At 37.1% G+C, this 12,646-nt stretch carries 11 protein-coding genes and 2 tRNA genes; 11 read left to right on the plus strand and 2 right to left on the minus strand.

Features of this window, described 5'->3' with window-relative positions; genetic code table 11:
* The first annotated feature begins 66 nt into the window (after positions 1-66).
* From spoVT to MKY29_RS00340, 10 genes are all read left to right on the plus strand, one after another.
* Positions 67-603: a stage V sporulation protein T gene (gene spoVT, locus MKY29_RS00295; RefSeq protein ID WP_090570896.1), complete on the plus strand. Its 537-nt coding sequence runs from the start codon at positions 67-69 to the stop codon at positions 601-603.
* Between the two features lie 939 nt (positions 604-1,542).
* Positions 1,543-3,156: a putative polysaccharide biosynthesis protein gene (locus MKY29_RS00300; protein WP_340878681.1), complete on the plus strand. Its 1,614-nt coding sequence runs from the start codon at positions 1,543-1,545 to the stop codon at positions 3,154-3,156.
* Positions 3,157-3,169: 13 nt separating this feature from the next.
* The gene (mazG, locus tag MKY29_RS00305; RefSeq protein ID WP_340880773.1) at positions 3,170-4,627 is read left to right on the plus strand and encodes a nucleoside triphosphate pyrophosphohydrolase; all 1,458 of its coding nucleotides are present in this window, start codon (positions 3,170-3,172) and stop codon (positions 4,625-4,627) included.
* A gap of 9 nt (positions 4,628-4,636) precedes the next feature.
* A complete protein-coding gene (locus MKY29_RS00310; protein WP_090570816.1) occupies positions 4,637-4,927 on the plus strand; it encodes an RNA-binding S4 domain-containing protein in 291 nt (96 codons plus the stop codon).
* 749 nt (positions 4,928-5,676) lie between these two features.
* Positions 5,677-5,979, plus strand: a complete 303-nt coding sequence (yabP, locus tag MKY29_RS00315) for a sporulation protein YabP (protein WP_090570820.1) — start codon at positions 5,677-5,679, stop codon at positions 5,977-5,979.
* Positions 5,976-6,479, plus strand: coding sequence for a spore cortex biosynthesis protein YabQ (yabQ, locus tag MKY29_RS00320; protein ID WP_090570823.1), 504 nt, complete (start codon positions 5,976-5,978; stop codon positions 6,477-6,479). The genes yabP and yabQ overlap by 4 nt, the downstream gene beginning before the upstream one ends.
* Before the next feature lie 19 nt (positions 6,480-6,498).
* A complete protein-coding gene (locus tag MKY29_RS00325; protein ID WP_340878682.1) occupies positions 6,499-6,894 on the plus strand; it encodes an FtsB family cell division protein in 396 nt (131 codons plus the stop codon).
* Positions 6,895-7,033: 139 nt separating this feature from the next.
* Positions 7,034-7,465 carry a S1 domain-containing RNA-binding protein gene (locus tag MKY29_RS00330; RefSeq protein WP_090570830.1) on the plus strand — a complete coding sequence of 144 codons (432 nt, stop codon included), beginning with the start codon at positions 7,034-7,036 and terminating at the stop codon, positions 7,463-7,465.
* 218 nt (positions 7,466-7,683) lie between these two features.
* Complete coding sequence (locus MKY29_RS00335; RefSeq protein WP_090570833.1) at positions 7,684-8,889, plus strand: EAL domain-containing protein; 1,206 nt, start codon at positions 7,684-7,686, stop codon at positions 8,887-8,889.
* 123 nt (positions 8,890-9,012) lie between these two features.
* Positions 9,013-9,462: a DinB family protein gene (locus tag MKY29_RS00340; protein ID WP_090570836.1), complete on the plus strand. Its 450-nt coding sequence runs from the start codon at positions 9,013-9,015 to the stop codon at positions 9,460-9,462.
* A gap of 120 nt (positions 9,463-9,582) precedes the next feature.
* On the opposite strand, the gene MKY29_RS00345 is transcribed toward MKY29_RS00340, so the two are convergent.
* Both MKY29_RS00345 and MKY29_RS00350 read right to left on the minus strand, forming a co-directional pair.
* Positions 9,583-9,654, minus strand: a tRNA-Glu gene (locus tag MKY29_RS00345).
* Positions 9,655-9,661: 7 nt separating this feature from the next.
* Positions 9,662-9,735, minus strand: a tRNA-Met gene (locus tag MKY29_RS00350).
* 226 nt (positions 9,736-9,961) lie between these two features.
* Between MKY29_RS00350 and MKY29_RS00355 the strand changes: the two genes are divergently transcribed.
* Entirely contained in the window at positions 9,962-12,337 is a 2,376-nt protein-coding gene (locus MKY29_RS00355) for a SpoIIE family protein phosphatase (RefSeq protein WP_340878683.1), read from the plus strand.
* Positions 12,338-12,646 lie beyond the last annotated feature (309 nt).

A 12,646-nucleotide genomic window follows, 5' to 3' on the forward strand; every position in this document is an offset into this window, starting at 1 on the left:
AATATGATGCATACTATGGCAGAAATGAACTTTAATTTCCAATCTGTCGAAAGTGAGGCATATTACATGAAAGCAACAGGCATCGTACGTCGTATTGATGATTTAGGTAGAGTGGTAATTCCGAAAGAAATACGTCGAACCCTTCGTATCCGAGAAGGAGATCCATTGGAAATTTTTACGGATCGAGAAGGAGAAGTAATTTTAAAAAAATATTCACCTATTAGTGAGCTCGGAGATTTTGCGAAGGAATATGCGGATACTTTATATGAAACTTTAGGAACCCCTGTATTAATAAGTGATCGTGATGAAATGATTGCAGCAGCTGGGTTATCAAAGAAGGATTACTTGAATCGCAGACTAAGTCCAGATGTAGAAGACATTATTAGTAAGCGCTCTATTGTAATGGAGAAACATGAAAACTCGGTTGAATGGGTTCCTGGAGTAGTAGAAACAGTTAAATCTTATTGTATTGCACCCATTATTGCTTCGGGAGATCCAATAGGCGCTGTATTTATTATTTCAAAAGTACACTTTATTGGAGAATCTGAGCTAAAGTCAATTGAGACAGCTGCAAACTTTTTGGCAAAACAAATGGAAAGTTAAAAAAGTCTTCCTCTTCTACAAAAGAGGAAGACTTTTTTTGTTTTAGGTTCAATGAGATTAAGTTAATTGAGAAATAATAGTGAAAAGTAATTAAATAAAGACCTAGGGCATGACGGCAAGTTAGACCGTTGGTAAATACTACTGATTTCCGTTTCAGTTGGACGCTTTCCGCGGGCACGGCTTCAATCTCCTCGTCACTACGTTTCTGCGGGGCTTTCAGCTCGTGCTGTTCCCGCCGGAGTCGCCACCTTTCACTACAATCAATGGATGAGTAGAACGCAACAATTAGATTTAGCAAAGCCTATCGCTTAAAAATAGGTATTTGACTATTGAATTATAGATACTATTCTGTAATGGAGGAGGAAGAGAAATAGTTAGTGTCTATCTAATAAAGTATCGAAATAGCGAACGAAATTGCATCTTCGAGAGTTTACTCAATGAATTAGAATGTATCTTTTCTTTCATTATACAAAAATATACTAAAGCAGTTCCTGTAGTTGTAGAAGGGCGACGCATAGACAATCGCCATAAAATTACCGCGAAAAGTAATATTGGTCATGACGTCAGTCATGACCAATATTTCTCTAAAATAATCGGTTATAGTATAGCGAAGGTCTGTCCAATAGCACTTCGAAAACGCAAGAAACTGATTCATTTTGACCTAAAAGACTGGGTTTCTTTACATGGTTTATCTATTTTGATAAAAGCAAAGTACGCCTTTCCCTGAAATCCTTCCAGCGCTTTTCACAACTAAACGGGCGCCTTTCGCATTTCTTATAGTGTCTAGTCTCCAGCGCCTTGCACCTCGAGACGTTTCAGAATGTCGGATAAAGGCAAAGTACGCCTAGCCATTCTTCCAACGCTTTTCGGTGCAAACATAGGCGCTTGCGCTTTTCTAGAGTATAATATTCCTATCGTATTATGGGAGTAGGATTGGTTATGGGTAATGACTGGAATATGAAAACTTATATGAAGGGTGCAGCTATGCTGACGATTGCGGCTATTATCGTCAAATTGCTTAGTGCCGTTTACCGGGTGCCTTTTCAAAATTTAGTGGGGGATGAAGGATTTTATATTTATCAACAAGTGTATCCGTTCATCGGCATTATCACTACTTGGACTTCATTTGGTTTCGCAGTAGCTTTGTCTAAAATTTTGTCGGACTATAAAGTACTTGGGAAAGACTATGCTATTCCAAGGGTAAAGAGGATTGCTTTTTATTATATTGGATTTATTTCTATTATATTTTTTATTTTATTGTTTATGGGAGCTGGGTTCCTTGCGAAAGCTATGGGTGATGCAAATCTTGCCCAGTTATTGAAAGCTGGATCCTACGTAATTTTACTGATGCCAATGCTTGCTGTACTAAAGGGAGACTTTCAATCAGATGGTCGAATGCAGCCGGTCGCTTATGCGCAAGTGGTGGAGCAGGCGGTTCGTGTTTTTGTCATTTTATTTGGTACGTGGCTTATCATTTCCAATAGTTTTGATTTATATAAAGCTGGAAGTATGGCTATGTACGGTGCAGTAGCAGGAGAACTTGCGGGTGTCATACTACTTTCCTCTATTTATTGGAAATCAATGAAACGACCAAAGAAGGAAACGGTTAAACGAGATGATGTTCCAATTTGGACAATTGTAAAAAATTTAACACTTATTAGTATAAGTGCTAGTATCAGTGCATTACTATTCTTACTGTTTCAGCTGGTCGATTCGTTTACGGTTTTTCAGTCTCTTGTAGAAAGTGGAATGGATAAACATCTGGCAATGGAGAAAAAAGGAGTCTATGATAGAGGGCAACCGCTTGTCCAATTAGGGATTGTCATAGCCTCTACACTTTCCTTAGCTATCGTTCCATTAGTAGCACATCGGATGGGAAAAGGTTCAGGTAGAACAGCCGTCCCATTCATGCAACTAACGTATCGCGTAGCTTTTACGTTTGGAGTTGCTGCAGCGATGGGGTTAATTGTTGTACTCCCATACGTCAATGAGATGCTATTTCAAACAAAAGAGGAATCTACGACTTTAATGGTTTTTTCTTTTCAAATTGTATGGATGTCTTTAATTCTTACTTTAATGGCTATGCTACAGGGAAGTGGAATGGTAAAGATTCCTACACTTTTCTTGTTGCTCGGGGTCTTGAGTAAGTGGCTATTAAATAGCATACTAGTTCCTACATATGGAGTATTAGGAGCAGCTATCTCAGGGAATATTAGTTTAGCGATTATCTATGTGTTAATGTGTTATTATTTTAAAAAGACTTGGAATATCCAATTTGCTCCAGCAGTTTTCTATAAAGGAATTTTAAAAGCATCTATTTTGATGATAGTGTGTGTGGTAGCTTATATAATATTAGGAGATGCTGTATTATTTGATAATCTCTCTAGTAGAATTCAATCGATTGTAATTTCGCTAACTGCAGTTATGCTCGGTGCCACAGTTTTTTTAGTAAACATAGCAAAAAAACGTGTGATAGCAGAAAAAGAGTGGTTTTTATTGCCATTTGGCAGAAGGATGGCTACTTTTCAGCTTTGGTTAAATAAAGAAAAGTAAGGTTGTGAGTAAAATGAATGAAATTACGATAATTGGCCTTGGAGCAAGTGATTTAGAACAGTTGCCATTAGGTATATATAAAAAGTTAAAGTCCGCCCAATATTTATATGTTCGAACGGAGCAACACCCAGTTTTGGAGGAATTAAGATCAGAAGGCCTATCCTTTACAAGTTTCGATGCTATATATGAAAAAAATGACCAGTTCGAAGATGTCTATCAAGAGATTGTACGCCAACTTCTAGAGTTAGCAAAGGAGCATTCAATTATATACGCTGTACCTGGTCATCCGTTAGTTGCCGAACAAACAGTACAGCTTTTAATAGAAGCAGAAAAACAAGAGAAGGTTAAAATCCGTATAGAAGGTGGCCAAAGTTTTCTAGACCCCATTTTTGGTGCTTTGCGAATTGATCCAATTGAAGGTTTTCAATTACTTGACGGTACTAGCTTCAAGCGAGATGAAGTTCAAATGAATGCACATGTGCTTATTGGACAGGTATATGACGCATTTAGTGCGTCTGAAGTAAAGCTGACACTAATGGAAAAATATCCTGATGATTATGAAGTAACGATTGTCACTGCTGCAGGATCTACTGCCGAAAGTTTAACGAAAGTTCCATTATTTGAATTGGACCGAGTGATGAAGTTAGATAATTTAACTACCTTATATGTTCCTCCAATTCATGAAAAAGAAAATCGCTTAAAAGAGTGGCAAACTCTTCGTCAAATTGTAGCAGAACTGCGTGGTCCTAACGGGTGTCCTTGGGATAAGGAACAAACACATACAACTTTAAAGAAGTATGCCATAGAAGAGGTGTATGAGCTTCTGCAAGCGATTGACGAGGAAGATGATGATCATATCGTAGAAGAGTTAGGCGACGTCCTGTTACAAGTATTTTTACATGCCCAAATAGGGGAAGATAACGGATACTTTAGTATGGAGGATGTATTGAACTCTATTGCAGACAAGATGATTCGTAGGCACCCTCATGTATTTGGTAATGTAAAAGCAGATAACACAGAGGATGTTCTGCGTAATTGGCAACAAATAAAATCCGAAGAAAATAGAAATTCTGCGGATTCATTGTTAGAAGGGGAAATGCGAACTGATTCATCCCTACTTACTTCTTTTAATTATCAAAAAAAAGTTGCGAAGATAGGTTTTGATTGGCCCGATGTTTCTGGTGCTTGGGAAAAGTTCGAGGAAGAATTGGACGAATGGAAGATAGAATTAGCAGAGGGTACGAAGGACACTCAAGTAGATGAATTAGGTGATGTGTTATTCACAATTGTAAATTTAGCTCGTTTTTATAGTTTATCTCCAGAGCAAGCTATGATTCAGGCTAATAAGAAGTTTAAAAGCAGATTCCAATTTATAGAACAGAGTGTAAAGAACGGAAAAGGTGACTTTTCCTATTATACCTTAGAAGAGCTAGACCAATATTGGAAAGATGCAAAAAAATTAGAGGGGTAGTGACCAAAAATGAGATTAGACAAATATTTAAAGGTTTCCAGACTTATAAAGCGTAGAACATTAGCAAAAGAAGTGGCGGACCAAGGTAGAATAACAATTAATGGAAAAGTAGCAAAAGCGAGCTCAGATGTGAAAGCTGGAGATGAATTGTCAATTAGGTTCGGACAAAAAGTGGTAACTGCAACGGTTGATGCGGTTAGAGACTCTGCAAAAAAAGAAGAAGCTTCATTGATGTTTACGATTATAAAAGAAGAGAGATTAGAAAAAGTAGATCCAGAATTTATTGATGATGAAGATTAATAAGAAAAACTGGACAAAAACACTCTAGCTCCTTTAAGATCAAAACCTGTTTCTAACGTTTTCAAAGTGCTTTGGACAAACGTTTTGCTATATGATTACCTAGTGCATTTTTAGTGATATTGGTTGTGACTTCCGTCACATCCAATATCACTTTTTTTTGGTAATCTTATGGCGTTTGTCTGTCCGTCGTCATCCTACAAAGCTAAAAAAACAGGTTAGTGCATGTTTGGATAACTAGGGATAACACACTTGCCTATTCATAGAGGAAGCTCACGAAGAAGTAATTTCGTGACCTACTTCGCTTCTTTACGAAGCAAATACTTACTACTTCTCTTTATTTCCACTAGTAAAAAGAAAGTCTGATTCCTTCATTCATCATGAAATAATCGCATTTCTAAGTCAACAATGATTGCAAATAGTTTTTCCCTACATTAACTGGACTAATCTTATTATCTAAGTGTTAAGCGTTGTAGTGAAAGGTGGCGACTCCGTCAGGATAAGTGAAACAGCGACGTGTTAGCGACGGTGATAGCTCATCTCACCCCGCGGAAAGCTCCACCTGAAATGGAAAATCAGAAGTTTATATTCGGTAGATTTGATCCCTTTATTTCCAAGTGCAATGGAATCCTTAGTAATACCAAATAGAAATTAAATAGTTTCTTATAAAATTAGAAAAAAATCATGGTAGTTGTCATGCTTTTTTTTTATGCGCATACAATAAAGTAGGACAAGGAGAGGAGAGAGTATATATGCAATATCAAGCAGAAAACCAAACTATCACAATTCCATCGGGGGACCACTTGATTTCTCTTAGAAATCGTAAACGTATGGACCTGACATCTGTAAAATCTATTGAAAGATTCGATCAACAAGAATTTTATGTGAGAACTTCTCAAGGTATACTTCACATCAAGGGAGAAGACTTAAAAATTGTCCATCTGGATGTTGATAAAGGATTACTAACACTGGAAGGAATCGTTCGGGCGATGCAATATGATGAAGAGCAAAGTTTAGACGGCGCTAGAGGATTACTTCATAAATTATTCGGATGACACTCTCATTACAATTCTTTAGTCTGTTACTAATGGTCTTTAGTGGGATATTGGTAGGGGCAATAATCGAAGGGACGCGCTTTGTAACGGGAAGTTTCCCTAGGCGTTCCTACGTTTATAAATATCGTATTGTTCTTGAAATATTTGTTTGGATTGCACTTGGACTATGTTCTTTTTTTGTACTTTTTGAAGTACGAGATGGCGTATGGAGAATTTATGATCCGCTTGCGCAAATTGTAGGTATTCTCTTATACGATCAATTATTTCAGCCAGTGTTTCGTCTAATTGGTAGAATCTTTTTACGCCTAATCATCCAACCAATTTGGTGGATAATTTGTTTCATCTGGTTAGTAGTTAATAAAACTTTTTTACTTATATGGACGCTTATCTCATTTATTTTTAAACCATTTCATTTTTTATTTCAAAAAACGTGGCATTTGGCCCTTCAGAAAAAGCCAAACATCCGTTATAATAGAAAGTACACTAAAAAAATGAAATAGTTTGATAGGAGAGAGCAAAATGAGTGAGAAGCAAAGAAACGTACCTGTAAAGAAACAAATTGCATCGATTAATACTGATTATGTTCGCTCTATCGAACGCCAAGAAAATCGAAATAAAGCAAAAAAGGTTCGTTTAGCGAGAAGATTATTCATGTTTACAATTTTATCTGTTGCCTTAGTTGGATTGTTAATATCTACCTTATTGAACAGTAAAAGTGCATATGAAGAAAAACAATTGCAAAAAGAGCAAGTGGCTCAAGAGTTGGAGAAAGTGAAAGAAGAGCAAGAAATGCTTAAAGTGCAAATTTCAAAGTTGAACGACGATGAGTACATTGGCAAACTATTAAGAAAGCAGTATTTCCTTTCAGAGGAGGGTGAAATTATATTCACTTTACCTGGTAAAGAGGAAAAATAATTTTAAAAAACCAAAAGCAAAAGAGTAGTCTTATTGACACTCTTTTTTTGTTAGCTATAATAAGGGTAGGGATTTGTATGTAAAAAGCATATAAGTTCGAAAAAGAGTCGCTTAAATTTTAAGGAGGAGCATTTTTTTTATGTCAATTGAAGTAGGCAGCAAGGTAGAAGGTAAAGTAACAGGAATCACAAATTTCGGAGCATTCGTCGAACTACCAGGAGGCTCAACAGGTCTAGTTCACATTAGTGAAGTGGCGGACAATTATGTAAAAGATATTAATGAGCATCTGAAGGTTGGAGATGTTGTTGAAGTTAAGGTGATGAATGTTGAAGCGGATGGCAAAATCGGATTATCTATTCGAAAAGCAAAGCCTCAAGCGGAAAGACCAGAGAGACCCGAACGTCCTCAGCGTCCTAGAAACAACAATCGCCCAAATGATCGCGATCGTCCTAGCAAAGAGAATTTTGAGCAAAAAATGGCTAGATTCTTGAAAGATAGTGAAGATCGTTTGTCTACGTTAAAGCGCGCGACAGAATCTAAGCGCGGTGGCAGAGGCGCTAAAAGAGGATAATATGCTGTCTGTTTTATAGGTAGAAAAAATGTCATATAGATGAAAAGGTGTTTGGCTTTGCTAACACCTTTTTTTTGTACACAAAATATGAGATTCAGCATATCCTTAAAGTAAGGTGTACTCTAGTATTTCAAATAAACATGAATTAATTTCATAACTACTTTATTATGAGATTAACTCACATAGGTATTCTTTGATCTTTCAAGGAGGTTTATTAGTTGGATGCAATTGATGTACTAACGAATATAGAACATATAAAAGCATATTATCAACCGATTTTTAGTGCGGACGAACATATTGTTGTTGCTTATGAAGTTTTAGGAAAGCTTATTAATAAAGAAAAGCTTATTAATTTAAACGCTTTAGCATATGATGAGGATATTCCAGTAGAATATCGTGTTGAAATTGAACATAAAATACTTCGTTTAGCCCTTTCAGAGTTAATGGAAAAGACAAAAGACTACGATATATATTTACCATGCAACGCAAATTTACTCATACTAGATTATGGAGAGAGTTATTTCAATATTTTAAATGAGTATGTCTCAGAGGATTCACTTTCACGAATTGTACTTGTACTTTCAGAACATGATTATAAAGGTGATTTTAGCCAACTTAGTAATATACTCAGATATTACCGTACATACGGTATGAAAATAGCTATAAATCAAGTAGGTTCTGAAAGTCATATAGATTATATAAAGATGTTGTCACCAAATATATTAAAAGTAAATATAGAAAAACTGAGCTATGAATCGTGGAGTGCGCAAAATGACTTATTTGCTTCCTTAGGATCGCTGGCTCGTAAAATGGGAGCAAATATGTTGTTTGAAGGAATTGATAGTGTGCATCAACTTCAATTTGCTTGGAAAAATGGAGGGCGATATTATCAAGGGAAGTACCTAGCGGATGCTCAGAGAAACATAATTTTAAAAGATTCGCTAAAAGATCATTTCAAAGAGAAGTGTCAACAATTTATTACGACAGAAAAGCGATTACTTGAAGAAAAATACAATGAATTGAAAAACCTGCAAAATATGTTAGAAAAAGCAGTTGAGCTTATAAATCCGAATAGCGAAAATGTAGCGCAATTATTATTACTTGCAGAAGAACTAAATGATTGTTCATTCCGAATATATATTTGTGATGAAGACGGATTCCAACTTTCTCCTAATATTATGCGTGTCGACAAAAAATGGGGTGTGCAAGAAGATGCGGTCAATAAAAACTGGAGTTGGCGTCCATATTTTTTAAAAACTATTATAAAAATGCGTAATGACCAAAGTGGTGAGTTTTCGGACATGTACAGTGACATTGTTACGGGCGAAATGATGCGTACTTTCTCAATCCCTCTTAATAATAGTGAGTACTTGTTTATTGATATATCGTACGACTATTTGTTTAGACATAATATTTTTAGGTAGGCTTAGTTGCTTCCATAATTACTTTGAAAAATAAGAATTACCTGAAGCGAAAATGAGCGTTGTAAGATTTCACTATATGAATGTACTTTTGGCCAAGGTATATAAATAAATGGGGGTTATCCTGTGAAAAAAGAAGAACTACTTAGAGCGCATAGTGAGTATATCCAGTGGCTAGACACTTTGACTACTTTAGACGAAACGACAGCAAATGCTCCATATGCCAAAGGGAAATGGTCGCCAAATGAGATAATAATGCATCTTGCAGAATGGGATCGATTTACTCTCGAACAACGTTTGCCTAATATGAAAGAAGGTGAAAAGCTTGAAAGGTTTCCAGATTTTGAAACATTTAACGCAAAAGCCGCAGCCCTTACTCATGAACAAGCATTTAAAGAAACCCTTTCTTTTGCAAAAAAACAACGTGAACGTATTATCGAAAAGCTTCAGCAAACGGATGAAATAGAATGGGACAAAGCTTTTTACATTGGAGAAAGTAAATCCTCTATTCGTAGTTATTTCACAGGGTTTTTAGAGCATGACGACCATCACAGAGAACAAATCTCCTCCGTATAAGTAGCGATTCAACCTCGATTTCCGATTGTGAGGTTTTATTTAGGACTTCGACAAATTGTATATATCCAAAAATAAAAAAGCAGTTCCTAAACATAGGTTTAGGAACTGCTTTTTATTAGATGACCCCTACGGGATTCGAACCCGTGTTACCGCCGTGAAAGGGCGGTGTCTTAACCGCTTGACCAAGGGGCCGGAATTATGGCGGCCGAGGGGATCGAACCCCCGACCTCACGGGTATGAACCGTACGCTCTAGCCAGCTGAGCTAGGCCGCCGTTTTACCGAACAAATTATATATTACAATCGTTTTGTCGAAGTGTCAATGCTTCTTTAAAGGAATTTTATAAACATCAAAAGAAAGTTTGTTCTAAATAATTAAACTTTTTAGTTTATTAGCTGATGACGTCGAAAAGTTATTTGAGATACATGTCAGAAACAGACATACTTTTTGAGAAGATAATAGGTATACTTCCATCAATAGTTGAATAGGAGGTATTCGCTTTGAAGACGATTTATGAACAGGAACAAAAACGCAGTATATCGTTGAGAAGAATCACGGAGGGTTTTAAAGCTAAAAGAATTACTCTTTTCTTTTCTATAGTTTTCCTACTACTCTCATTTTTTCTAGCACAGGTTGTATTGTTCGAGGCCTCAGTTCCGTTTTTTCTCCCCCTTTGGGCGTTAGTTAATCTAAGGTTTCAACGCTTTGTACCTTGGACAGTTGTAGGTGCTATACTAGGTAGTTTTACTCTAGGGTTTGGACAAGTAATTATCCATGCAATTCAGGCATTATTATTTCCGTTTTATCAAAATCGATTTATTAATAAAATTCCTTTACCTATATTTGTACTGTTAGATGTTGTATGTATACAGATTGTATGGCAGTTTGTTTCGTATGGTGGAGAGATTCCAGTTTCTATTTGGTTAGCCATTGCATACGAAGGCATATTAAGTTTATTCATGACAATATTTTTGTTTCAATTATTCCTTCCGTTTCCAGATTTATTGCATAAAAGGTGGACGGTAGAAAGAATGGGGGCAGCATTGCTTATAGGAGCACTTGTTTTAACTGGAATGTCTTCGTATATATTTGGATATGTTTCGATTCCACTGATGGCAGCCCATCTAGTAATTGCAGTGTCAGCAGCTATTGGTGGTGTACAACTTGCCACTGTAGTTGCGGTACTTTCAGGTACGATATTGAGTATTTCTAAACTTAGCTTTAGCGGAATGATTGCAGTCTACGCGGTTACAGGCTTCCTAGCAGGACTGCATAAGCCTTTTGGGAGACTGTGGCAAGCATTTAGTATGCTAGGCGCAACGTTTTTCTTTATTTTATATGACCGTACACTACCTCTAGACTCTGTTTATATAGGATCGCTTGTTATCGCCTCACTATTATTTTTTATTGTTCCTTCTGCATGGATTAAGCAATTAAGGAATCAGTTATATCCGGATACAACAAGTGTTTTGTTAAGAAGACAAAAGTGGATGACGGAAAAAGTAAATCATCAGCTCCAAGAATTCCAGCATTTTGTCGACTTCATTACCAGATTTATATCGGAAAGATTTGACTCAAAAGCTTTGAGAAAAGATGAAAAAACAGAGCCACTACCTATTTGTCAATCGTGTTTTCAATACGAAAAGTGTTGGGGAGAGAAATCTAACGGTATGCCTGCATTGATAAAGGAGTGGGAGGAACAGCCTAAAAAATCTAGAATGCAAACAGAGACTAGAATTCAGTATAAATGTGTAAAACCAATTCAAGTGATGCATGAGTTGAAGGAAAAAGAAGCCAAACAACAGCTAACATATGAATTACAGCACGGAAAAAAGATGTTTGCACTCAAACTGAAAGATATGGGCAATCACATGAGTGAACTAATGAACAATTTGGAAAATAATATAACAATGTACTCGTCTCATGAGGAAGTGATTAAACAAAAACTCCAACAAGCAAATATACCTTTCTTTCAAATAGACGTATTAAACATAGAAATTGGACAAATGGAGATTGTTTGTTGTTTACCTATTGAAGCACGAGCAAAAATGGTAGGAGAGCGTTTAATAGTGCCTCTATTATATGAACTGTGGAATGAACCGTTTGAAATTACGGCTATGAAAGAAATCCACCACCCATATGAACATATTCAATTGACCTGTAAATCGTCCGTTCGTTTTCAAATTACGCATGATGTGTATACATCCTCTAGTAAAAATACAATCTATTCGGGTGATGCCCACGCGGTGTTCCCGTTACACCCAGGATTGATGGCTGTTATCTTATCGGATGGAATGGGGAATGATGTGGAAGCACACCGGGAAAGTAGACGTGTCATGCAGTTTATGAGGGAATGTTTAAATAAAAAAATGGATCCAGAAACAACAATGCATACCCTCCATTACATGATGAGTTTACAAAACGACAATGATAGTTATGCGACAGTAGACCTAGCGTTGATAGATTTGCAAAAAGGGGAGTTATGGTCTTGGAAGGCCGGAAGTATGTCGACATACCTCATACGTGGAAATGAAATGAGAAAAATAGAAAGCAAACACGTCCCATTCGGTTTCCTGCCGACCTTCTCGATTGAAGCTAGAAAAATGGACCTGAAAGACGGAGATGTATTGGTTATGCTATCAGATGGTGTATTCTCAGGGAATACGACTGTCGAAAAACAGGAGCAATATTACCAAAAAATATTACAGGACCCATCCATGAATGCAGAGCGTTTTGTGAAAATGTTAGAAGAGACATACTCACTACCAGGGGATGATCGAACTGTAATTTTCATGCAAGTAGAGCATGTAGTACCAGAATGGTCCCTCTTCACACCACGTCAAACAGCCAAATACCAAGAAAAAATGGTACACTAAAAGAAAAGCGGAAGCGCCTACTAGGGGAAGGCAGTCTAAGTTCGCGACATCGTGTCGCGACGACTGCATGACCCGCATCGTGCGGGCCCACAGGCGCTGGAAGAATTTCCTGGAAAGGCGTCCTTTGCCTTTCTCGAAATTCTGAAGCGACCCGAGGGGCAAGGCGCTGCAGCTGGCCAGAAAAGAAAAGCGAAAGGTGCCCGTTAGCCTTGACAAGCGCTGGAAGACAAACGGTAAAGGCGTTCTTTGCCTTAACCGTCTGTCTGAAGCGACTCGAAAGGCTGGCACCTGCAGCTGGCCAGAAAAGAA

Origin of the sequence: Psychrobacillus sp. FSL K6-2365 (assembly GCF_038003165.1) — a bacterium.
Taxonomy (GTDB): domain Bacteria; phylum Bacillota; class Bacilli; order Bacillales_A; family Planococcaceae; genus Psychrobacillus; species Psychrobacillus psychrodurans.